Source organism: Pirellulales bacterium, assembly GCA_035656635.1.
Taxonomy (GTDB): Bacteria; Planctomycetota; Planctomycetia; order Pirellulales; family JADZDJ01; genus DATJYL01.
The window spans coordinates 53,218-75,101 of record DASRSD010000152.1 but is presented as its reverse complement, the minus strand read 5'-3'; the positions used below and the strand labels follow the sequence as shown (position 1 = coordinate 75,101).

At 55.3% G+C, this 21,884-nt stretch carries 30 protein-coding genes; 10 read left to right on the top strand and 20 right to left on the bottom strand.

The features are described 5' to 3' along the window. Window positions 1-171: 171 nt before the first annotated feature. From VFE46_15400 to VFE46_15380, 5 genes are all read right to left on the bottom strand, one after another. Window positions 172-762 (bottom strand): DUF4203 domain-containing protein, encoded by a 591-nt coding sequence (locus VFE46_15400; GenBank protein ID HZZ29382.1) that lies wholly within the window; start codon window positions 760-762, stop codon window positions 172-174. Window positions 763-884: 122 nt separating this feature from the next. Then, on the bottom strand, window positions 885-1,094 hold the full coding sequence (locus VFE46_15395; GenBank protein ID HZZ29381.1) for a PLDc N-terminal domain-containing protein: 210 nt from the start codon (window positions 1,092-1,094) through the stop codon (window positions 885-887). Window positions 1,095-1,216: 122 nt separating this feature from the next. Continuing rightward, complete coding sequence (locus VFE46_15390) at window positions 1,217-1,420, bottom strand: hypothetical protein (GenBank protein HZZ29380.1); 204 nt, start codon at window positions 1,418-1,420, stop codon at window positions 1,217-1,219. Window positions 1,421-1,612: 192 nt separating this feature from the next. Continuing rightward, window positions 1,613-1,819 carry a PLDc N-terminal domain-containing protein gene (locus tag VFE46_15385; GenBank protein HZZ29379.1) on the bottom strand — a complete coding sequence of 69 codons (207 nt, stop codon included), beginning with the start codon at window positions 1,817-1,819 and terminating at the stop codon, window positions 1,613-1,615. A gap of 45 nt (window positions 1,820-1,864) precedes the next feature. After that, complete coding sequence (locus tag VFE46_15380; protein ID HZZ29378.1) at window positions 1,865-2,533, bottom strand: O-methyltransferase; 669 nt, start codon at window positions 2,531-2,533, stop codon at window positions 1,865-1,867. Window positions 2,534-3,271: 738 nt separating this feature from the next. On the opposite strand from VFE46_15380, the gene VFE46_15375 reads away from it, so the two are divergent. After that, window positions 3,272-4,189: a hypothetical protein gene (locus tag VFE46_15375; GenBank protein ID HZZ29377.1), complete on the top strand. Its 918-nt coding sequence runs from the start codon at window positions 3,272-3,274 to the stop codon at window positions 4,187-4,189. Further along, window positions 4,186-5,097: a hypothetical protein gene (locus VFE46_15370; GenBank protein HZZ29376.1), complete on the top strand. Its 912-nt coding sequence runs from the start codon at window positions 4,186-4,188 to the stop codon at window positions 5,095-5,097. Before VFE46_15375 ends, VFE46_15370 begins: the two co-directional genes overlap by 4 nt. A gap of 441 nt (window positions 5,098-5,538) precedes the next feature. Here the strand turns inward: VFE46_15370 and VFE46_15365 are convergent, their stop codons facing one another. Then, window positions 5,539-5,913: a hypothetical protein gene (locus VFE46_15365; GenBank protein HZZ29375.1), complete on the bottom strand. Its 375-nt coding sequence runs from the start codon at window positions 5,911-5,913 to the stop codon at window positions 5,539-5,541. Between the two features lie 337 nt (window positions 5,914-6,250). On the opposite strand from VFE46_15365, the gene VFE46_15360 reads away from it, so the two are divergent. Then, window positions 6,251-6,445 carry a hypothetical protein gene (locus VFE46_15360; GenBank protein ID HZZ29374.1) on the top strand — a complete coding sequence of 65 codons (195 nt, stop codon included), beginning with the start codon at window positions 6,251-6,253 and terminating at the stop codon, window positions 6,443-6,445. Window positions 6,446-6,493: 48 nt separating this feature from the next. Here the strand turns inward: VFE46_15360 and VFE46_15355 are convergent, their stop codons facing one another. After that, window positions 6,494-6,736: an addiction module protein gene (locus tag VFE46_15355; GenBank protein ID HZZ29373.1), complete on the bottom strand. Its 243-nt coding sequence runs from the start codon at window positions 6,734-6,736 to the stop codon at window positions 6,494-6,496. Between the two features lie 346 nt (window positions 6,737-7,082). Next, the gene (locus VFE46_15350; protein HZZ29372.1) at window positions 7,083-7,526 is read right to left on the bottom strand and encodes a hypothetical protein; all 444 of its coding nucleotides are present in this window, start codon (window positions 7,524-7,526) and stop codon (window positions 7,083-7,085) included. Between the two features lie 360 nt (window positions 7,527-7,886). On the opposite strand from VFE46_15350, the gene VFE46_15345 reads away from it, so the two are divergent. Continuing rightward, on the top strand, window positions 7,887-8,648 hold the full coding sequence (locus VFE46_15345; GenBank protein ID HZZ29371.1) for a hypothetical protein: 762 nt from the start codon (window positions 7,887-7,889) through the stop codon (window positions 8,646-8,648). A 124-nt stretch (window positions 8,649-8,772) separates the two neighbouring features. Here VFE46_15345 and VFE46_15340 read toward each other — a convergent pair whose 3' ends face one another. The 6 genes from VFE46_15340 to VFE46_15315 form a co-directional block, all read right to left on the bottom strand. Next, the gene (locus VFE46_15340) at window positions 8,773-8,946 is read right to left on the bottom strand and encodes a hypothetical protein (GenBank protein HZZ29370.1); all 174 of its coding nucleotides are present in this window, start codon (window positions 8,944-8,946) and stop codon (window positions 8,773-8,775) included. Between the two features lie 123 nt (window positions 8,947-9,069). Continuing rightward, entirely contained in the window at window positions 9,070-9,330 is a 261-nt protein-coding gene (locus VFE46_15335) for a type II toxin-antitoxin system RelE/ParE family toxin (GenBank protein ID HZZ29369.1), read from the bottom strand. Then, window positions 9,323-9,511 carry a hypothetical protein gene (locus VFE46_15330; protein ID HZZ29368.1) on the bottom strand — a complete coding sequence of 63 codons (189 nt, stop codon included), beginning with the start codon at window positions 9,509-9,511 and terminating at the stop codon, window positions 9,323-9,325. The genes VFE46_15335 and VFE46_15330 overlap by 8 nt, the downstream gene beginning before the upstream one ends. A 206-nt stretch (window positions 9,512-9,717) precedes the next feature. Then, the gene (locus tag VFE46_15325; protein HZZ29367.1) at window positions 9,718-10,071 is read right to left on the bottom strand and encodes a DUF6166 domain-containing protein; all 354 of its coding nucleotides are present in this window, start codon (window positions 10,069-10,071) and stop codon (window positions 9,718-9,720) included. A 64-nt stretch (window positions 10,072-10,135) separates the two neighbouring features. Further along, window positions 10,136-11,665, bottom strand: a complete 1,530-nt coding sequence (locus VFE46_15320; GenBank protein HZZ29366.1) for a CoA-acylating methylmalonate-semialdehyde dehydrogenase — start codon at window positions 11,663-11,665, stop codon at window positions 10,136-10,138. 271 nt (window positions 11,666-11,936) lie between these two features. Beyond that, entirely contained in the window at window positions 11,937-12,626 is a 690-nt protein-coding gene (locus tag VFE46_15315) for a lamin tail domain-containing protein (GenBank protein ID HZZ29365.1), read from the bottom strand. Between the two features lie 250 nt (window positions 12,627-12,876). Here VFE46_15315 and VFE46_15310 point away from each other — a divergent pair, with 250 nt between their 5' ends. After that, window positions 12,877-13,746 (top strand): nitrilase-related carbon-nitrogen hydrolase, encoded by an 870-nt coding sequence (locus tag VFE46_15310; GenBank protein HZZ29364.1) that lies wholly within the window; start codon window positions 12,877-12,879, stop codon window positions 13,744-13,746. Window positions 13,747-13,848: 102 nt separating this feature from the next. On the opposite strand, the gene VFE46_15305 is transcribed toward VFE46_15310, so the two are convergent. From VFE46_15305 to VFE46_15280, 6 genes are all read right to left on the bottom strand, one after another. After that, window positions 13,849-14,520, bottom strand: a complete 672-nt coding sequence (locus VFE46_15305; protein HZZ29363.1) for a hypothetical protein — start codon at window positions 14,518-14,520, stop codon at window positions 13,849-13,851. Continuing rightward, complete coding sequence (locus VFE46_15300; GenBank protein ID HZZ29362.1) at window positions 14,517-16,115, bottom strand: NCS1 family nucleobase:cation symporter-1; 1,599 nt, start codon at window positions 16,113-16,115, stop codon at window positions 14,517-14,519. Before VFE46_15300 ends, VFE46_15305 begins: the two co-directional genes overlap by 4 nt. 882 nt (window positions 16,116-16,997) lie before the next feature. Continuing rightward, window positions 16,998-17,495, bottom strand: a complete 498-nt coding sequence (gene tnpA, locus VFE46_15295) for an IS200/IS605 family transposase (GenBank protein ID HZZ29361.1) — start codon at window positions 17,493-17,495, stop codon at window positions 16,998-17,000. 241 nt (window positions 17,496-17,736) lie between these two features. Beyond that, entirely contained in the window at window positions 17,737-17,973 is a 237-nt protein-coding gene (locus tag VFE46_15290) for a DUF433 domain-containing protein (protein HZZ29360.1), read from the bottom strand. A 48-nt stretch (window positions 17,974-18,021) separates the two neighbouring features. Beyond that, on the bottom strand, window positions 18,022-18,750 hold the full coding sequence (locus tag VFE46_15285) for a DUF1648 domain-containing protein (protein HZZ29359.1): 729 nt from the start codon (window positions 18,748-18,750) through the stop codon (window positions 18,022-18,024). Beyond that, window positions 18,747-19,031 (bottom strand): autorepressor SdpR family transcription factor, encoded by a 285-nt coding sequence (locus tag VFE46_15280; protein ID HZZ29358.1) that lies wholly within the window; start codon window positions 19,029-19,031, stop codon window positions 18,747-18,749. The genes VFE46_15285 and VFE46_15280 overlap by 4 nt, the downstream gene beginning before the upstream one ends. A gap of 180 nt (window positions 19,032-19,211) precedes the next feature. On the opposite strand from VFE46_15280, the gene VFE46_15275 reads away from it, so the two are divergent. Genes VFE46_15275 through VFE46_15255 form a run of 5 tightly spaced genes read left to right on the top strand, consistent with a single transcriptional unit; the run spans window position 19,212 to window position 21,866 of the window. Continuing rightward, window positions 19,212-19,352: a hypothetical protein gene (locus tag VFE46_15275; GenBank protein HZZ29357.1), complete on the top strand. Its 141-nt coding sequence runs from the start codon at window positions 19,212-19,214 to the stop codon at window positions 19,350-19,352. A gap of 53 nt (window positions 19,353-19,405) precedes the next feature. Further along, the gene (locus VFE46_15270) at window positions 19,406-20,773 is read left to right on the top strand and encodes an aspartate aminotransferase family protein (GenBank protein ID HZZ29356.1); all 1,368 of its coding nucleotides are present in this window, start codon (window positions 19,406-19,408) and stop codon (window positions 20,771-20,773) included. Beyond that, window positions 20,773-20,964, top strand: coding sequence for a type II toxin-antitoxin system HicA family toxin (locus tag VFE46_15265; protein ID HZZ29355.1), 192 nt, complete (start codon window positions 20,773-20,775; stop codon window positions 20,962-20,964). The genes VFE46_15270 and VFE46_15265 overlap by 1 nt, the downstream gene beginning before the upstream one ends. Window positions 20,965-20,972: 8 nt before the next feature. After that, complete coding sequence (locus tag VFE46_15260) at window positions 20,973-21,194, top strand: type II toxin-antitoxin system HicB family antitoxin (GenBank protein ID HZZ29354.1); 222 nt, start codon at window positions 20,973-20,975, stop codon at window positions 21,192-21,194. A 48-nt stretch (window positions 21,195-21,242) separates the two neighbouring features. After that, window positions 21,243-21,866: a M50 family metallopeptidase gene (locus tag VFE46_15255; protein HZZ29353.1), complete on the top strand. Its 624-nt coding sequence runs from the start codon at window positions 21,243-21,245 to the stop codon at window positions 21,864-21,866. The last annotated feature ends 18 nt before the right edge of the window (window positions 21,867-21,884 follow it).

The window sequence follows — 21,884 nt, the reverse complement described above, 5'->3', positions numbered from 1 at the left end:
CCGGTACCGATCGTTCGCAAGGTCCAGGGCGCGTAATGCATTTTTGACCAAATCTTGTGATGTGCCACACAAATGTTGCCGCGGTCGCAAGCATCTTGCCACGAAATCGGCAAATCTGAAAACAATCCTGACCGATGAAGAGCTGCATCGTCTAGCTCAGACTTCGCTGATTTATGATGCAGGAGCGGCAGGCGGTCCGCAGGGGGGTGTTGTCGCTCGGCGGCCAATCAGCCTTCGGCCCTGAAACACAATGCCGATGACGGCCAACACCAAAAACGCCACAGGCAGCATCCGGTCGTCGAGTTTCGTTTGAAATGGTGTTAGGATTGCCGCCGCGCCAGCCAGGCTGGAAAGCACAATAATTGCCCAATCCATTACCATTGCCGCAACAATGGCGCCGATAATGCCGCCGACAATCCAATAAATATCGGGATTGCCGCCGGCATGTAGCCGCGCTGCCAGCGCGATGGCCAAATATCCGCCGGCAAAAAATCCGGCAATCGCAAACGCCAGCCGCTCGATCAAAATCCCCAAAATTGCGCCCAGAACACCAGCTCCAAGGGCCGCTACAAGCCGAATCCATTCTGCTTTATCCGCCAGCCATTCGTTGGCCAAGGCCATACCCAGCAGAAAGCCGATAATGGCGATGCATGCCCAAAATAAAGATCGCCCGAACAACAACACTATCGCACCCAACAGTACCAACACCGCTGGATGCAATGTATCGAAGTTGAAATTAATTACCGGTAGATTTTGCGGCATGGCCGGTCGCTCCCTCGTTGAAATTGTGCGATCATTCTGCGATGCCATGCTGGAGGAGCAAACCGCATACCGGGTTTTTTATTACTGTTGCCCGGTACCACAGGGCCGCAAAAGGCATGTGTTTAAGTAGCCCGTCGTTCGTGGGCAATGAATAAATACAATAGCGCACCCAGCAGAGGCAGAAAGATAATCACTAGCACCCAAATGAGTTTTTCCGTACCTTCCAATTTTGGATTCTTCAAACAATTTACCAGCATGCAAATCCAAAAAATGAAGTACAGAATCCCCAACAAGCTATGAAACGCGCCAAACGCAAGCAGGCCAGTAAACATGCGCATACCTCACATCTATAACACGTGGCCTGTCAACGTCCACACTGGAGTATTCGCATGCTCGGCGTTAATCTTGGCCCGGCCGAACCGAGTTGATTAAATCAACGCGGTTTTCGGCTTTCTCACTTCGCTTCGCGTCGGCGATTCGCCAACCGCACGGCATCACCGTAAAAGTGCAGCACGCGGTTCGGGCGATCGAGAATATCCAACTCTTTGATGTCTTTCGATTTTTCCGTTCCCGGCGGCGCAATCGTCCAGCCCGCATTCACAGGGGCCACATCAATCAGCGCCATGACCGCTACAATCGCGAATAATACTCGACGCATGGGAAACCTCGCATGTAGAAAGACCTGGATGGTTTGTGCGGCTTGCAATCGGCCTTAAGCCGTACGCGCATTATCTATCTGTTCGTATTGTTCGGCTAGCGTTTGGCATCGAGTTCACGTCGGCGAAAGCCGAAGCGATTTCCACAAATATGCCGTAAATGTGCCCGCTAAGGTCCGCACCGTCGGTGCAATTCACACCGTTCGCTGCTGGCGGCCGATCACAAAATACAAAATCGCCCCCAAGAAGTGCAGGAATAAAACCACGAGTACCCAGATCAATTTCTCTACGCCTTCCAAACGCGGATTCACCAACGCATCGATCAGCATCCAAATCCAAAAAATCGACGCTGCCAGGATGACCAAAACCCAAAAAATTCCCAAGCCGGCGACGAAGGGCATTGATCAAGGCTCCTCTGAATGTGTTTTCCGGAATGATGAATTGATTTACGAAATCACTCGCGCCACGGCAAAACCGTCGTAGCCTTTGCTTCCCACGGTTTGCAGGGCCGTGACCGAAACGCGTGGTTCCACCGCCATAAGTTCATTGCAGCGGCGTACTCCTTCCACACTTGCATCATTCGTACCCCGATCAATCACCGCGCCGTTGCGCACGACGTTGTCAATCACAATCAAACTTCCGTGACGAGAAAGCTTTAATCCCCATCGAAAATACTCGGCATTATTTTCCTTGTCCGCATCAATAAAAATCAAATCAAACGGCCCGCGCCCTTCGGCGCTCAATTGGGGCAACGTATCTAGCGCCTTCCCTAATCGCAGCTCAACCCTGTCGGCCACGCCCGCTCGGGCAATGTTCTTTCGCGCAATCTCGGCGTGCTTGGCTTCTGCTTCCAGCGTAATCAGCCGACCGCCGGCCGGCAGCGCCCGGGCCATCCAAATGGTGCTGTATCCGCCTAAAGTTCCAATTTCCAAAATATTTCGCGCACCGACGGTTTGCGCCAGCAGCATCAACAGCTTTCCCAAATTGGGCGTCACTGCGATCGCCGGCAATCCGGCCGCTTCGCTATCGGCCACCGCCGCATTCAGCGCGGCATCCGGCTGCACCAATAAATCGACGAAGTACCGCTCCACAGCATTCCATGTTTCTCGCGACATCCCCGCGATTTTATGCCACACGGCGCCAAAGAGCGAGTGCGCGGCCTGTGTTTTGTCCCGGATTTTTTCTGGGGCCACAGAACCAAGTCGATTTGTCGCCAAGGCGGCCCGCGGCTCCCGAGAAATTCGCGGGCCGCGCTGCAGCGAGGCGTGACAGAACTCAGCGAGTTTTCGTCCCAGGGTGTGCATTGTTGATCAATTATTGATGTCGTTTGAAGGGCGGTCGCGGCATCCCATTAGTGTTGTCTCACCGTTGCGAAACCGCTTCGGTCGCCGCATTAGTCCTTCTATTTTCTCTGGCGAAATCTTATCGGCCGCTCGGCCGCAATGCGTATACAATACGCAAATTTAAACAAATGTACACTACATGAATTCAGAGGCCGCAGCAAGCGCGTTTTTGGGCCACGCTGTCGTGCGGATGTGCCGAGTTGCCGCCGGCAGATAGCGAGAAGTCTCTGCCCGCCGATTACGTGGGCCGCCATAGCTGCTTGCTGCGATATTCACGCCCATGCAAGCCGTGGGCGGAGCGCCCAGGACCCGGCGAAGGGACTATGCCGACGCCGTAGGCATTACCGCTTATGGCGATCTTTTCGACTTCAGAAGCTCCGCGGTCACCACCCGAACACTGAGCAATAAGATGTGCGGTCGGCCACGAAAACCATCAATCGGGGCAGTTAGTTGCCCGACTACTTCCTTGGAGGGATCTTTCTGTCACGCGGAAGCGGATGGAGCCGCATCATGCGCGATTTGCCATTCATCGCTGCGCTAATTGCCTTATCGTGCGGTTGTCAAACCGCACAGATTCAGAGGTTGTCGCTGAATCAGGCGGATATTGTGCGCGATCTCCAATACCAGCAGGTTTTGGATAATCTGGCGATGTTCCAAGAGAATCCTGCGGCGGTGCCATTCTGCTCGCTCATCAACAACGGAGTGGCGCAGTCCGACAGCCTGGCACAGACAAACGTGCCTTTAACTTGGAATCCGTTTACGCTCGTTAGCGAAGCATTCATGCCCATGCTGCAGCACAAAACGAGCGACAGTTGGACATTGGAGCCGGTGAATAGTCCGTACAAATTAAATGCCATGCGCTGCGTTTATCAGCAGGCCACTGGCTTCGCGCCCCTGACCAATCAATGCCCAGGCTGCATCGACTTATTGAAAGATAAGCAGGCGCCATGTGCCTGCAATCAAATGTTAATTCCTCCGCCGGGATGGTACGCCGTTGGAAAAAAACATCAGGTCCCGCATGCCGCCCATTATGTCGGTCATCATTGCGACACGTATGTGTGGGTATTGCCGGGGGGTGAAGATAGTTTAGCCCGTCTCGCGATTACTATTTTTGATATTGCTTTAGCCACGCCGAAGGCCACCAAAGGCTCCGTTACGCTTGCTTCCGACGTCTACAACTCGATTAACGAATCCGTTGATCGCACTATGGAACAGGTTAATCGCACTATGGAACGGGCTGATGGCAGCAACGCGAAGACCCTGCAAGATCAAGTTGACGCGCTGCGGAACGATGTCAACGATTTGGAAAAGTTACGCCAATCGCAACCCTCTGTGCTTCTGTTGCCGTCGACTTCCGAGCAGCAAATTAATCCCGCGGATTCGATGATTCCCGCATTCCGGCCTTTCAACAGCAACTTGCTGCCATGAAGCTATTTTCAGCCATCGTCATTGCAATTTGCCTATTGCCGGCCGGCTGCGGCAATTTGCAATTGCGGCATAACACCATGCAGCAAACGGCGAGCGTGCTCGATTTGCAGTATCAGCAAGTGCTCGATAATTTGGCGATGTTTGAATCCGATCCAATGGCGCTGCCCTCGTTTTCGGAAGTCGAGCAAGGGACGTTGGTGGTCGACAGCACGGCCACGGCGACCGTAAATTTGCTGTGGAATCCGTTTACGCTGATGTCCGAAGTGTTTACGCCCTCGGCGGTGCGCCATTGGAATGGCAACTGGAAGCTGGATCCTATTTGCGGCGGTGCGCGGCTGGATGCGATGCGCGTCGTGTACCAATATGCCGTCGGGGTGCGTCAACTCGGCGATCCTACTCAAGCGGCATGTTGCAAGTTCTTGCACGATGATTTCTGCATCGATTGCAGCGAGTCGCTCATTCCGCGGCCGGGCTGGTTTTCCGTGGGCAGAAAGTGCGACGTTCCCAAGTGCGCCAAGTTTGTCGGCTCGCACTGCGATAAATACGTTTGGGTTCTGCCAGGCGGTGAGGATAGTTTTTCACGACTCACGCTTACTATCCTGGCGATTGCCCTAAATGGGCAGACGCCCTCTGCAACAGAATTGGTGGCACCTCCGAAACCGTTACGCAAAGCCGCTGAAGCTGCGATTTCGCCAGCTTTGCGGCAACAGTTAGATAGTTTTGAAACACTCAAGCCGGAAGTTCAGAAACAGGTCCTGGTCGAACTGCAAAACCAGATTCGGAAGTTGGAAATCGAAAATTTATCGCGACAGCGCGCCGAACTGATGCTGGTTCCCAACGTCATTGAGCAAGTTCCAGCGCCTGCGCCACTGAATCCTTCCACGACCATCGCTCCTGCTTTCCGGTAAAAACCAAAACCGTTGGGTTTGCCGACAAGCCGATGCCGATGGCTGGCAAGCCAGGAGTGCCACTTGACCCACCATCCGGCCCGCGATGTAACGGGTTACCGCTCTGAGTGTGCTACCCCTCACCCCGGCCCTCTCCCGCAAGGGGAGAGGGAGAATTCGATCGCGACGTTGCCTGATGTAAACAACTGTGCGTGATCCATTTGGCTGCATTAGTGGAAGAGGATTCTCACAACTCGTCGAGGTTCAATAAAATGTTGGTGGACCTCTTGAAATTCCGATTTATCAGACGCGCTCCAGACATTCCAGACGGTCGCAGTCCACCAATATAATTCGCACCGACCTCAAATATATCGGTAACCGCGATACCCATCGAGCTTTCATAGTTCAATATCAGCTCGGTCGCAACATTTCCGCGAGTTTCTTGCAGAGGATACACAAGCGTCATGGGAATTTCCTGACCGGGAGCGAAAATGTTTGAATTCGATTGTTTTTTTCGGTTTCCTTCCAATGAACAATAAAATTGAACGCTGCTGCGCAGCCGATGTTTTTTACAAGTGCTCGAATGTTCATTGACTGACGATGTCCAATCGTAATTGGCTCAACATCCACGCTAACCGTAAAAAGCGGAAATCGGTTTTCTGATATTGCTGCAATCAAACGGTCGCGAGTAACTGTTGGTTCAAATTGCCGTCTCAATGAAGCTTTTAAATCGGCTGAGCTAGTAAAAGTGTGATAAGTGTGATACCAGTTAGAATGCCGATTTTTTCCACGAAGTGAGCTGTGTTCCTTTAAAAAACTGAGCAAGCCGAAGTCCATGTCGTTGATCTAGTATCACGATCACATCGTCGCTTTTCTCGACATTGACCAGACAGGTTTCAATAGAGTTTCTATCAGGTCGAACTTGGAAATCCGAGAGCTTGTCGTCTGAAAGAATTGAAGCAATGCCGAACAATTCAAAAAGTGCAGATATCTCTGCACGGATATCAATAAGGTCGTACACCGTAGAGCTAATGAAAATCTTCATGGCCGTATTTGGCGGTGATTTACGACTGATTACTAGTTCAACTCAACTCCGCTTCGTCGTTTTCGCTGGCGGATTTTCTTAGCGTAACCTTTATTTGCGGGTTCGCCAATAACCGGGCCGGCGCTTGGCGTGGGCGATGGCCACTATACAAATCCGATCGTGGTCGTGCCGAAAGACAGCTTGAAATGGGAAGCCAACCAAGCTGCACGCTCGGTGGCGTTTATCGACCATCGCGAAACGTTCCGGGGCGGCGGCAATTTTAGAGATCGCTTCGTTCACCACCATTGCGCGAACCGCTGGGCGGCGATTTCGCTGCGCTCTTGATACCACGCGGCTGAGCTTAACAATTCTTCGGTGGCCGCCGGATGAAAATCAATCCGCACGTTTCAAGCCCACTTGCGAGAAAAGCTGTTGGCGGACTTCGGGCCAGGGTTGCGTAGTGACCGTGCCGGAATCGATTTCGGCCGAGCGGCGTTCGATTTCCGCCAGCCATTGTTTAGAGAGCGTGGGAGGCTGATCGTCCGGCACGCTAGCGGCCAATTCATCGATGAGCCGGAGCTGATCGGCGATGGGCATGCTAGACGCCGCCGCCAGGATGGAATCATAATCGTTCATAAGTGCCTCCACGGCGATTATATCACAAGTCATGCGTTTTCGCCGGTGCCACTACTTGTTCAGCAGTGGGAAGTACGAAAGAGATTCTTGGTAGCCGATGCCGCAAGCTGACATTGGCTTGCAGTCGGAAGCTATAGATGGGCCCAGGGGTAGATCAAGGCTATACAGAAATCGATTCCACATTCACGGGCAATCCAGCAGTGGCACCCGGGCGAGTCGGACGGACACCCCTCACCCCGGCCCTCTCCCGCAAGGGGAGAGGGGAGAACGCTGGCCGTGTGATCGGCTAATCGAACGAATAACCCCTTAATCGAATGACTAACCTTAATCGATCGAACGAATAGCCTTAATCAAACGAATAACCGGCGAACATTACTTCGTCGGGCCTGCCGTCCTTGTAGGCCAGCGCATATTTGCAGTGGCCGCGATCAATGTCTTCCAGGAAATCCATGTTGTCTTCCAGCATTTTGCGCGTGGGCTGCGTGGTGCCGTACAGGGCTTGCAGTTCGGCCTCTTCCAACGGAGCCGCCACGAAGAAGTTGGGCTCGTCGCCAATGGTTTGAATATCGAGGATGCTACGAGTGCCGTCGGCGTCGGCATCTTCCATTGCTTCTTCGATGGAATCGTGCTGCGCGCCCGGGCCCGGCCTGTTGGGATCAACCGGGAAGCTCAAAGATGGTGTCGCGGGATTATACCGGCCCGCCTGAAATTCGCGATCGCGCAGCTCTTGCAGCACGCTGTCCAAATCGGGCTTGTATTTCACAAAATACCAATACGGTTCGCCGCCCATGATGGCACCTCGACCATTTCGAGTGAAGAAAGTAGAACTTGAACGCCCGGTTAAAGCCTAGCATATTTGGAGGCCTTAAAATCCGCGGTGGGTGGCTGGGGTCGAGGGCCGCCGAGCGCCCAGCATGGCCAATGACGAATGACCAAGCACCAATGGCCGAATTCCCCGACTGGCACAGTCGGGCTATTTGCAACTGTTCCACTACCCCACGATTGAATCGTTGGCCTCGGGCAAGTATTCTGGCGTACAAGCGTGGGCTGCGATTCCAGGCGCTGTTTTTATCGGCCAGCGGTTCGCAAGCTGCGCGACTCATCACCCTGCGGTTCGCGGTTTCTTCAGATGCCAACTCCCAGCCCTGTTATGAAATGCCGGCTTTGCCAAAGCGAAATTCCCGACGGCGCCACCGTTTGCCAGGTTTGCAAAAACAACCAGCACCGGTTCATGAATTCGCTGCCGTACCTGACGGGCCTGGCGGCCATCTTGACCGTGTTTGCCTCTATCTTGCTGTTCACGTTCGATCAGTGGCACGAGTTTTTCACGAGCCATTTTGGGGCGGTGCAAGTCCGATTAGTCGCCGCCGACAGCAACAGCGAAGTATGCGTTTTGAACACCGGCGATCGGCCCGTGTTTGTTTCGTACGTGGTGTTGGAAACGCCGGCCTCCAAGTGGAAAGCGTTTTTCCCCATCAACGAGGTGCTGTCGCCGGGAAAGCTCCTCACCAAATTAGCGCCCGACAACTTCGGCAGTTACCTTTCCAAGTTCCGGCCGGTGAAGGGAGCCAAAGCGTATTTGTGGAAACAGAATATTTGGAAGCCGACCACGCGTTACATTTGGTTCACGCAAGATCATCCTGTGTTGCAGGGGCTGGTGAATGGCGATCCAACGTTGATTACCGCCCCGGGCTCCGCCAGCGTAATTTATTATGCCACCAACGATTACACCAAGCATACGCTGAAGGCGGATTGCACAACCTTGCTGGTCGAAATTCCCGGCGCCAACGGCACGTATGCGAAACCTCCGGACGATGCGCTTTCGAAAGTGCCGCCGGAATATCAAACCACGTCAGCCAATTCCAATCCGACCGGCGCCATCAGCCGCGGCGACGACGACAGCGATGAGTGAGCGGTTGCAGCAGGCGGCGGGCGGTAGGCGGCGGGCGGTAGGCAGAAGGCAGAAAGCAGAAGGCAGGGGACGGGGGGCGAAAAAGCGTTTAGCCGCGACCCGGTAGGGGAGCGGTTTGATCGTGTCACACACGGGCCGCGGGAAATTCTTCCAGATAGAGCTCCGCTGCCTCTTTCAGATTCACGAGCGCTTCGTCGATCGTTTCCCCTTGGGTGGTCGTACCTGTTTCTGGGTTGAAGGCCACAAAGCCGCCTTCGGGCGCGGCGGTGAAAACGGCGGTGAAGGTCGCGGTGCTCATGCAGCAATTATAGACGATGTCTGGAGCCACACCAATCGAGAGTTTTTTATGCGGCGAAAGGAGATGGAACCGCAGGGGACGCGGGGGGACACAGAGCTTTGATCGCGTCACGCACGGGTTAGGCTATTCATAAACTTCACGACGATGGGCAATGGTCAGGACTAGGACACGGTTGGCGATATCGTCGGTGCGATAGATAACCCGCCAATCGCCGATGCGATAGCGCATGTAGCCGGCAAACTTTCCCGTTAACCGCTTGATATTATTGTGGCGGCGCGGCTCGCGCTCCAGTTGAGCAAAACAGCGGGCCAATTTCTTCGCCAAGGGCCGGTCGACCGAGGCATAGAACGCCATCGCCTCTGGCGAAAGGATAACTTCAAACATCCTTGCGGACCTTACGCCAGTTGGCACCCTTGCCTTTGGCGATGGAGCGTTCCGCTTGTTTGATCCGCCGGGTAAGCGGCCGGTTGAGCGTATCAATAAATCCGGCCAATGATTCCAGCCGATCCGGCGGCAATTTGTCGACCAGTTGCTTGATTGCGCGACGTAATTCAGCAGTGCTCATACGACAATTATAGATGATGAATTGATTCGCACCAATCGAAATTTTCGGCAAGGGTGGCGCGCCCGAAGTCGGGGACGAGCGTGATGGGCCGCGCAAGGTTGCACAAACCAAGCCCTTCGGCGGCACTCAGGGCGTGCCACCCGTGACGATCGGGGTCGATTGGCAATCGTCCCTCCGGGCCTGTGTCACGCACGGGGGTGCGTGTTCTACTCGGATGTTTTGACGTCGCTCCGCGTCCAGTTGCGCCTATTGAGTTCGTTCTTAAGCCAACTGAGTACATCGGCTTCGTGAAAGACCACTGCAGGTTCTTGGTTCGCAATTAGTGATTTTTTGGATATCACGTCTCTCATAAACTCTTCGCAGAACCTTGACGCCACTGCTTCCGCCAGAATTGCGTATGCAAGACTTCGTGGTCCGGCTCCTTCATAGCCCCATTCAAATCCTCCTGGAAACGACGGCAGCATGGTGGTGTCGTCTGGAAGACTACTGTGATGGATAATGACTTCCACGCCATCGGTTGTCGATTCAGCGACGTACTGTTTAGTGCAGTATTTTTGCATCACGGTAAATCCTCATTTTCGAAACCATTAACTCTTTGAAAGCTTCGAAGCCACCGAAAAACCCTCACCGCTTCATCTTCCACACCGGGTCGGCGGTGTCTTCGCTAGCGGATTTGAACCAGCGGGTGAGGGTCATTTTTTGCTGGGTGTAGAAGGCGATGCTTTCGGTCCCCTGGATGTGCAAATCGCCGAAGAACGATTTGTTCCAGCCGGTGAAGGGGAACCAAGCCATTGGGGCGGGCACGCCCACGTTGATGCCGATCATGCCGGCGTTGAAGTGGCGCTTGAACTCGCGGGCGGCGTGGCCGGAGCTGGTGAAAATGCAGGCCCCGTTGCCGTATTCGCAGTCGCGGCCCATGGCCAGGGCATCGTCCAAGTTTTTCGCCCGCATGACGGAGAGGACCGGGCCGAAAATTTCTTCCTTGGCCAGCCGCATGCCGGGCTTTACTTGATCGACCACGCTGGGGCCAAGCAAAAAGCCATCGGCGGGCAGATCGCGCTTGCGGCCATCGAGCGCGACATTGGCCCCTTCTTTGGCGGCGACATCTAAATACGACGCCACTTTGTCGCGGTGCTGCTGCGAGATGACGGGGCCCATATCGACCGTGGCATCGCTGTCGGTGGGGCCAACTTTCATCTCCTGGCCGACTTTCACGAGACCTTCCACCAGCGAATCGGCAATGCCTCCAATGGGCACGGCCAAACTGCCGGCCATGCAGCGTTCGCCGGCGCAGCCGAAAGCGGAAGCTTGAATGGCTTTGACGGCCTGACCCAAATCGGCATCGGGCATAATGATGAGATGGTTTTTCGCGCCGCCGGCTGCCTGCACGCGCTTGCCATGCTTGGTTCCGGTTTCGTACACGTGCTTGGCGACCGCCGTGGAGCCGACGAAGGAAATGGCACGGACCAAAGGATGCGTGCACAGCGCGTCGACACATTCTTTATCGCCATGAACAATGTTGAACACACCCGCGGGCAGGCCGGCTTCCATCAACAATTCGCCCAGGCGCACTCCACTGAGCGGCACCTTTTCCGATGGCTTCAAAACAAACGTGTTGCCGCAGGTGATGGCCACCGGGAACATCCACAGCGGAACCATGCTTGGGAAGTTGAACGGCGTGATGCCGACGCAAACGCCGACCGGGTGGCGGCTGGTTTCGCTGTCGACATTGGTGGCGATGTTGTCGAGCTGCTGGCCCATGATGAGGCTGGGAATGCCGCAGGAGAATTCGACCATTTCGATGCCGCGCTCCACGCTGGCCCGGGCTTCGGCGGCGGTTTTGCCATGCTCGCGAGTGACCAAGGCAGCGAGCTCGTCGAAGTGCTTGACCATGAGTTCGCGCATGCGGAACATGACCTTGGTGCGATCGACGACCGGCGTTTCGGCCCATTTGGGCAGAGCGGCGGCGGCGGCCTGCACGGCGGCATCAATTTCGTCAGCCCCGCACAGCGGCACCTTGGCGATGACTTTGCCGCGCGAGGGATTGAACACTTCACCCCAACGGCTGGCTTTGGACGAACGCCATTGGCCGCCGATGAGGAGTTTGACGTCGGGGATTTGTGTGGTGGGTTTTTTTGCTTCGGCAGTGGCCATGGTATTTAAGGGGGCAGGGGTTAGGGATTAGGCGGAAGGGTTTGGTACGACGAAGGTTTGCGCCGCAAGGATGCCGCGGTCGTTAGGAAAGTAAGTAACGCCAAGCAGACGCAAACGATGGGCACGACGATCGGTTTGCCCAGAGGTAAAACAACGAAAACGAGAAATCCATTGGCCGCTGCGGCAATTATGCAGGCCCAAAATGCCAATCGACGAAATCGTACGTCATCCATAGCCTCGTATTATATGAAATACGCGGAACTGGCGGCAGTCACCGCCAATTCAGATAGGCAACCAGACCGATTCCGCCCAATAGCATTAGCAGGGCCGCAGAAGGCTCGGGCACGGGAATAACAAACACCCCCGGGCTGCCGATGTTGCCCGCGGCGGAAGCGTACGAACCGTAGCCATCGCCGGCGGAGGACAACACCCATTGGGAGGCGTTGTTGGTCCCCAATACCGCCAGTGAGGTGGGGTTGCCACTGAAGTTTTGCGTTCGCGGGCCTTTCGCATTGCCTGTGCCTTGGTCGTTAAATGTGAGGCGATCGACTAACGTGTTCGTGTTGTCGAAGATATTCATTTCGTCACTACGGCCCAAGTTGTTGCCGGTGGGATGGCCCAGATCGCCAATTACTTCGACGTTGGACGACAAGTTCCAGGCGGTGCGGAAACCGGCGGCATCTTGCTCGGCAATGATGACCGATTGGCTTCCGGCGACCGTGCCAAACGCTGAGAGACTGAATGTGCCGGCCACTTCGTGGCTGTCGTCATAGCTCCAACCGGTCATGTCGATGGACGTGCTGCCGATGTTGGTGAGCTCGACATATTCTCCTTCGGCGGTCGCGCCGGTGCCGGCCTTGGCGTCGTACATCCACTCCGTGATGCGAATTTGTGCGTGTAAAGAATGTGCCCCGATGTGCAGCAATAGCGCTGCCAATAACGCCGCGAAGGTGCGTCTCATGTGCCTCTCCCCTAGATTGTGATGTTCCGGTTCCCAATTTCACGGCCCAGGTTAAGGCGTTCCGAACCTTTCCTGAGCGTGCCGGCTGCCCTGCCGACAGCAAATTCGCGCCGATTCGTCCGTAGCCATCGGAAGCCAAATTGTTAAGATATGGCAATCGATTCCGAACGAAATCGGCACAATTTTCCCTACCATACATTAGCGAAATACCAAACGCAATATTTTTGACGAAAAATCGGAGAACGCATTTATGTCACGCATGGTGAAGGGGGCGCTCATTCAGGCCACACTCAGCGAACCGGGGACCAGCCCGCCGGCGAAAATCAAAAAATCGATGATCGACAAGCACGTGGCCATGATTGCCGCCGCCGCCGACAAAGGCGCACAAGTGCTGTGCATGCAGGAACTGTTTTACGGGCCGTATTTTTGCGCCGAGCAAGAGACCAAATGGTACGACCTAGTGGAAAAAATTCCCGATGGCCCCACGACCAAGCTGATGTGCGAGCTGGCCAAAAAACACAACATGGTGCTGGTCGTGCCGATTTACGAAGAAGACATGAGCGGCGTGTATTACAACACGGCCAGCGTCATCGATGCCGATGGCAAATGGCTGGGCAAGTTTCGCAAAATCCACATCCCACAGGTGAATCCCGGCTTTTGGGAAAAGTTTTATTTCCGCCCGGGCAACATGGGCTACCCGGTATTCGATACCCGTGTGGGCAAAGTGGCCGTCTACATTTGCTACGATCGGCATTTTCCCGAAGGGGCGCGCTGCTTGGGTTTGAACGGCGCGGAAATTGTCTTCAATCCGTCGGCCACAGTGGCGGGCTTGAGCGAATACTTGTGGAAGCTGGAGCAGCCGGCGCATGCCGTGGCCAATGCGTACTGGGTGGGTGCCATCAACCGGCCGGGCTGGGAAGAACCGTGGCGCATTGGCGAGTTTTACGGGCAAAGTTATTTCTGCAATCCGCGCGGGCAAATTGTGGCCCAGGCCAGCCGCGACAAAGACGAAATTGTGCTGGCCGACATCGACCTGGATTTAATCCGCGAAGTGCGCAACACCTGGCAGTTCTATCGCGACCGCCGGCCGGAAACGTATGGGGCGATTACGGCGCCGTAATTCGATTATAAAGCCGCGACCGTTGGTCGCGCTCTGTGAACAATGGCCGCAAATAAACGTCGATAAACGCAAATCATAAAGCGGCGACCGTGGGGTTGCCCTTCAGCTTTCCGGATGATCGAGCAACTCTTTGAGCCGCGCGGCTAATTCCGGCTGCAGCCGATCGAGATATGGATAATCGAGCAGGCCGACTTCGATCATGTCCTGCAAATGGACTTGATCTTTTTTGCGGAATGACGTGAGTTTCATTCGCACCAGCGCATCAAATGACAAAACGTTGAAGGCCTGCGGGCGTCCGACTTCATCGATACCCGGCGCAGGCGCAACATATTCCTTTCGCACTTTCTCTCCAGCGAAAACGACATGTACAGCTTCCCGCGGTTTGCCCTTGGGACCATCGAGAAACATATCGATTCCGGCTGCATGGCGATGGACGAAACCCGTCGATGCAAGTGCGAATTTAACCTTTTCAAAATCACTGCGTTCGACTAGCAAATCGACATCAACAGTATTCCGGGCCGCCGCCGGATCGACTTGCGCCACCCACGCGGCCACAGCATTTCCGCCGATGACTGCATATTTAATTCCTGCCGATTCCAACGCGGCTGTGGCACGCTGAAGACGTTGTTTAACTAATTCCACGGCGAGCACCATCCGATCTAAAACGTCTTCCCCCATGGGAACAACGGTCGGTGTTGGCTGGCTGGGATTCATAAAACTCACATTGCTCTTGCCCGACCAAATTGTAGCACAAATCGCCAGTCCCGCGCTCATTCGCGAGCAGCTTTTGGCCCAAACAGCGGCATCAGCAGCACATACAGCACGAACGCGGTGCCGAAGCTGGTGAACCAGGCGAAGTCGTACAGCGTGCCCCAATAGTCGGCGATGCGCGGCAGGCTGGCTGCGGCCGGCGATGCATCTTTCGCCAGTGCCAACACGCCCAGCTGCGCTAAAAAGCCGGGGATGCACAGGGCGATGCCCACCGCCAGCGAAAAAATTGCCAGCAGGTTGAAACCGCTTGCGTACCAATAAGGGCCGGGCCGTTCGTACAGACCGCGCTGATTGAGCCGCGTGCGGCGGATGACAATGTAATCGGCAATTAGCACGCCGCCGACGGCGCCCAGCAGCGAGGAATATCCAACCAGCCACTTGTCGATATATACGTGGGAGTTGGCCAAAATGCGCCACGGTTGAATCAGAATGCCGATGATGCCGGTAATCAATCCGCCAATGCGGAACGTAATGCGCCGCGGCCACAGGTGGGCAAAATCGTTGGCCGGGCTGACGACATTCGCGGCAATGTTCGTGGCCAGTGTGGCCAAGGCCAACGAGCACATGGCGAACACGAGCACCGGCTTGTTCTGAAACAGCGACAGCAGAAAAACGGGGTCCCACAAGTTCTTTTTTTGGTCGGCAGGCAAATCTTTGTAAATCACAAATGCCGCCGACGTGACTGCCACGCCGATGAATGAATACAGCGCCATGGTGATCGGCAACCCCAGCGCCTGGCCAAGCATTTGATCGTGCTGGCTGCGGGCATAGCGGCTGAAGTCGGGAATGTTGAGCGCCAGGGTGGCCCAAAAGCCAACGTTGCCGGTCAGCGCAAGGATGAAGAAGCCCCAAAATTTTCCTTCCTGCGGCTGCCCGGCGGCGAACTGCGAAGGGCGCGAGAGCATTTCGCCAAATCCGCCAGCGCTGAAATAGGCCCAGGCCAACAGTGCCAATCCGAGCAAAATGAGCAGTGGCGCTTTGATGTTCAGCAAAATGCGGATTGACTCGATCCCCATGTAAATCACGCCCATGTTGATCAGCCAAAATCCCAAAAAGCAGCCGAGCTGTGCAATGTTCACGCCGGAACTGGAATTGCCGGCATCGCCAAAGTATTTGGGCAATTGATCCCAACTGGGAATAAACGCAGTGAAAATTCGGTAAATAGCATCACCGCCAATCCACGTTTGAATGCCGAACCAGCCGCAAGCGACCAGTGCCCGCAACATGGCCGGAACGTTCGCCCCACGAATACCAAAGCTGGCGCGGCAATACACGGGGAAGGGAATGCCGTATTTCGTGCCGGCATGCGCGTTCAACACCATCGGCAGGAGCACAATCATGTTGGCCAGAAAAATGGTGAGGACGGCCTGCCACCAATTCATGCCGCCGTTAATGAGGCCCGAGGCGAGCATGTACGTGGGAATACACGCCGACATGCTGATCCACAGCACGGCAATATCTTTCATGCCCCAGTGCCGGCCGGCGCGATTCACCGGCGCCATGGTGGCGCTGTAAAAGCGAGAGCCCGAGACGTCGGCAGCGAGTTCGACAATGCCGTCGGGTGGAGACGCTGCAGGTGCGAGGGAAATTTCGGCCATGTTCAGCCTTTCGTCATCCGCCGGCATTGGAATTATTGAAAGTGGCTTACCAAATGGGAAGCATTCTAACTCGAATCCGATTTGGGTCGACTACCAAAATTGCGCCCGCAGTTAATTGGGCTTCGTACTTCGATAGCAACTGCTCCAAGCGATGGTTGATTTCCTTGGTCGTGAATTGGGGCAATCGAAACAAAACGACTGACGGGTGAGCAAGCCGTTGCAACGCTAAAATATGGATGAAATCTAGGCCAAAAATTGCTATGACGCGGCTTTCTCTGAAGCCCCTAATCGCACAATCTCCTCATCGGTTGACTCCGCTACAGTTCATCTCATGAATCTGTGGGGGCTACCGACAGCACGTGCAGCGGCCTTGGGGCTGAAGAGGCGCAAGTAACCCCGCTGGGCCGAAGGCCCAGCGCGCAATGGCCAGAGGCAAATGTCCCGTGGGCCAACGGCCGAGGAAGGCAAGAGCGCCCCGTTGGCGAATCATTCGGCCAGCATACCCAGGCCGACGCTGCGCTTGGCTCGACCACGGCGAGTCTGCGACGCTGGGCTAGCGCAGGTTGCCCCTTCGGGGCACAGGGCGCACGGCCCAACCCCGCCATAGCCAGAGGCATCGTCATTCATGTGGGCCAACGGCCCAACCTGCAATAGCCAGGGGCAACGCCCCTGGAATTAGATCGCAAATATTTATTCAAATCGTGCCGTGGGCCGAAGGCCCAACCTACGAGGCAACGCAACATCGCCGTGGGCCAACGGCCCAACCTGTAATAGCCAGGGGCAACGCCCCTGGATGCGGGGCGCGAGAATTATTCATTCAAGCCCCAACGGGGCGCTCTTGCCGCCCGTCTTGCCGCCCCCTTGCCGCGCGCCGACTGCCCATCAATCCCACACGTATCGCTCATCGAACGCTATCTTGTGTCGCTCCAGCAATCCACGAAATTCATCTTGGAACGATCGCCCACGATGATGCTCTTTTTGCGCTTGGATATATCCGACAACATCCGCCACCTTCGACTGGCTGACCGAAAACGCGCCGTAACCGGCCTGCCAATGAAAGCCGCGAAAATCCGCCCCCTTCGTTTTGATCCACTTCGATGTGCTGGTTTTCAACTCCTCCACGATCTCGGCGATCGATTTCACGCGCGCAAGATTCAATAGAACGTGAATGTGATCGGCCATGCCATCCATGGCCAGTGTCGGACAGCCGGCATTCTTGAACACCGTGGTGCCGTAGGCGAATAACTCCGATTCCATCGCGGGGCGAATCCAAGGTTCGCGATTCTTGGTGCTGAAGACCAAATGGACCAGGATCGATGATAAAGCGATGCGTTCCAGGGGCGATGCCCCTGGCTTTTGCAGGTTGGGCCGTTGGCCCACGAAAGTGGGCAGGCAAAGAAGAAGGCTTGCGTCGCGGTGAGTAGCAACCGGCGAAAGCCGCGGCCAGGCCGCACTAGGGAAGCGGCAAGAGCCAATCGGGCCATTGCCGCTTTATCCAAAATGATATTGCCGCCAACCGAGGTAGGCTAATCCGCGCTCTCAGATGGTCGGCGTTGTGGCCGATTTTCCGCAGATATTCCACAGTATGAAGCGAGACACCCATGTCGAGCAGGAGTTTCATTCACGCAGCCCCAACTGCGCCCGGTCCGGTATCATCGTCATTAGCAAGCATTGCCGCATAGAGCAAGCATTGCTGGATATCTTCCCGTTCAAGATCGGGATAATCCGCCAAAATTTCGTCCACATTCATGCCGCCAGCCAGTAATTTGATGACGACACTGACGGGAATCCGTAGTCCTCGAATGCAGGCTTTTCCGCCCATAATTCGGTCGTCGAAAGTGATGCGATCAAGAGTCATGTCCGAGCGCCCAATCAAGTCGGTGGAGGTTGCTTCATTTTAGCTTGGCTATGTGAATTTATCCACGCGACTTTCTTCAGATGCCTCCGGTAATACGATTGTCTCTGGCGAAACGCCGGCCGGGGAAGTGCGGTCGGGGTCTTGGCGATAGACCAGATAGGAATAGATGGTCATCCAGGCCAGGCATCCCACAACTACCACCAGCATGCAGATGAACATCCACGTGGTTTGAACCACTCCCAGCGCCGCCACTGACAGACCCATCAGCACAAACAGCCAACCGGCCAGGCGATGCGTTTTGTTCCACGACATTTTGCTGGACAGCGTCCACGGTGTGCGCACGCCGACAAACCAGTTGGGCCGGATTTTGCTCATGAAATTGCCAATCACCAAAAACAACGCTCCCGTGTCGAGACACACCAGCGTCGTCATATTCACTTTGTAGCCGAAGATCGACAGCAACGAAAAGACATAAACTCCGGTCATAAAAAACACAAACGCCATCCGCACGGCGGTGAAGGCGTTGGTAAACGTGGCGTAGTTTTCCTTGCCTGGATCGATCAAATGCACGAGCCGAAACACGCAGTACAGCACGAGGATCGTGATCGGCAACAACAGCAACCCGGTGAACTTGCTGCCATAGCCGTCGATATCGCCTTTTAAGTTCCAGTGAATGGGAATCCGCTCCGGCAGCTGCGGCCAGGCCCAGGCCGCCACGGCAAACATGGCGGCGATGACGATCCACTGCGGCAATTCGGTGCGCCAGGTAGGTTTCATGGTTTTCCCTTTTTGTTGGGTTTGCCGACGTCGAACAAATCCATCACCGCGGCCATGGTTTGCTCCACGACAGATAAATTCAGGCTGTATTTAATGCTGGTGCCGTTTTTCTCGGCCACGATTAAGCCGGCGTTTTTCAAAATGTTGAAGTGGCCCGATAGGGTCGATTTCGCCAGTGGGAACTTTTCGGCCAATTCGCCGGCGGTCATCTCGCGCTTGCGCAGCAGTTGTAAAACCTGCCGCCGGGTGGGATCGCTCAAGGCTTGAAAGACAGCGTTCATCCGCGGTTGATGGCGTCCTGATTCGAACCCGGCCTGTGCCCGTTAATTCGTTATTTCGCTAACTACCGAAATATAGCCGGGCCAAAAAAATATGTCAAGCAAGCTCAGCCATTGGTAGTGTCCTAATTTCAAATTAGGACACTACCCAGCCATTTGCTTTGGGTTCGTGGGACAATGGGATTGAAGTCCCCTCGAAATGGGAACCACGTAATTCTCGGTGTCATCCAAAAGGTGGGTTTGGAAACACTCGGCGATGGTCCTGACGGCTGCGGCCACCGCGGGCAGCCCAGCGGCGTAGCGGAGCCGGCCAGCACCCGTTAAAATCGGGTGAGAAACATCGGAACCGAACCAGAAACTCCGTCGGAGATTTACTCGTGGCCACGCAAACGCATGCATCGTTGCCGATTTCGGATCATAAACCGTCGCCGTACAAAGGCCCCAGCCGCGAGGAAGTGCTGGCCCTGCGGCAGCAGTATCTCACGCCCGGCCTCTTGACGTTTTACAAAGCTCCGCTGCTGTTGGTCGAAGGGAAAATGCAGTATTTGTGGGACGAGAAGGGGAAGCAATATCTCGATGCGTTTGCCGGCATTGTCACGGTGTCGGTCGGCCATTGCCATCCGCAGATTGTCAAAAAAGTGCAGGAGCAGGTCGGCAAGCTCCAGCATGTGACCACAATTTATTTGCATCCCACCATCGGGCAATTCGGCAAAAAATTAGCCGAGCATATGCCCGAGGGGAGCAATCTTTCGGTCACATATTTCACCAATTCTGGCAGCGAAGCGAACGAAATTGCGATTCTTTCCTCGCGCGAATTCACCGGCAACAGCGAAGTCATCAGCCTGCGCAACGGCTACCACGGCGGCACGCAGGCCACGATGGCACTAACGGCCCACAGCACGTGGAAGTTCAAAACTAATCCCACGATCAGCGTGAAAAACGCGCTGGCCCCCTACTGTTACCGCTGCCCGTACGGATTGGAATATCCCAGTTGCGGCCTGAAATGCGCCCACGACGTGGAGAATGTCATTAAGTACGAAACCAGCGGGCAGATGGCCGCCTTCATTGCTGAGCCGATTCAAGGCGTAGGAGGAGCGGTGACGCCGCCGCCGGAGTATTTCAAAATTGTGTACGACATTGTCCACAAAGCGGGCGGCCTATGCATTGCCGACGAAGTGCAAACGGGCTTCGGCCGCACCGGCGAGCATTTTTGGGGCTTCGAGAATTTCGGCGTCACGCCGGACATGGTCACCATGGCCAAAGGCATCGGCAACGGCGTGCCGCTGGGCGCCTGCACCACACGGATGGAAATTGCCAAGATGATGAAAAACCGCATCCACTTCAACACCTATGGCGGCAACCCCATTTCGATGGTGCAAGGCCTGGCCACGCTGGAAGTGATCGACCAGGAAAACATTCAAGCCAACGCCAAGAAAGTTGGCACGCATTTGAAAAATCGGCTGAAAGAATTGCAGGAGCGGCACAAGCTGATTGGCGAAGTGCGCGGCCTGGGCCTGATGCTGGGCGTGGAATTGGTGCGCGATCGCAAAACCAAGGAGCCCGCCAATACCGAAGCCGCCGACGTGTTGGAAATGTGCAAGCACCGCGGGCTGCTGATCGGCAAAGGGGGCCTGTTCGGCAACACGCTGCGCATCAAGCCGCCGATGTGCATCACCATAGACGATGCCGACTTCATGGTCGATTGCTTGGACGAAGTTTTGACGGAGATCGAAGTGCGGAAATAATGAAGTATCGCGATGTGATTAAACAGATTGAAGCAGCGGGTTGGATTTTGGAAACGACCAAAGGCAGTCACATGCAATATGCACATCCGACACTTCCCGGCAAAGTTACAGTTCCCGGCGGGGGAAAACTGAACCGCGATGTACCGCCCAAGACGCTGAATAGTATATTTAGACAGGCGGGATTGAAGTGAGGGCTCAGATGGACAAATACCTAGCAATCATTGAAAAAGCAAATGATGGGAGCTACAGCGCCTATTTACCCGATGTTCCAGGCTGTGTGTCCTGCGGTGACACGTTGGACGAAGTGAAGACGAACATTCAAGAAGCGTTGGATTTCCATTTCGAAGGCATGCGCCGCGCCGGTTTACCTATTCCGCAACCAACATCCATGTCGGAATATGTCGACGTGGCAGTGGGCTGATTTCGTCGTCTTTTCTTTATGTACGCTCCCGGTCCAATGCGCGGTCCGATGAATAAGCAGGAGCGCAGGGCGTACGCCATTTTTTTGCTGGTGATTTTAGGACTGTTCGCCGGCGAGGTGTGTACCAATTACGCGCCGGTGAAGCTGAGCGTGCTGCTGTTTGTACTGTTTTGGATTCCGCTGCTGGCGTTGCATGAATCCGGTCACGCACTGATGGCGGCATTATTGGGGTGGCAGGTGGAACAAGTGGTGATCGGCCTGGGACGGCCCGTGGCCAGTTTTCGAGTGGGGAGTGCGAGTGTGGAATTAAAGTTATTGCCATTGGAGGGCTTTGCCCGTTCGGTGCCGCGGGATTTGCGGTTGCCGGGGCTCAAGCACGCGCTGATTTACTTGGCCGGGCCGGGCATCGAACTGCTGTTGGCCGGGGCGATTTTGTGGCTGGTCGGTCCGCCGCAACTGTTGAGTCATAGCGAGCAATATGGCATCATCGTCTGGCAAAGCTTGGCGCTGGCGGCCACCGTGGGCGGTGTGCTGAATTTGATTCCGCATGCCGTCCAAACCTCGGCCGGCATCATGATTCCCAACGACGGCCTAGGCATCATCCTCAGCCTTTCCCGCCCGGCCAGTGCCTACGCCGGCTTGATGAACAGCCCCGCGGCCGACAAAAATTAAACAGCGCGACCAACGGTC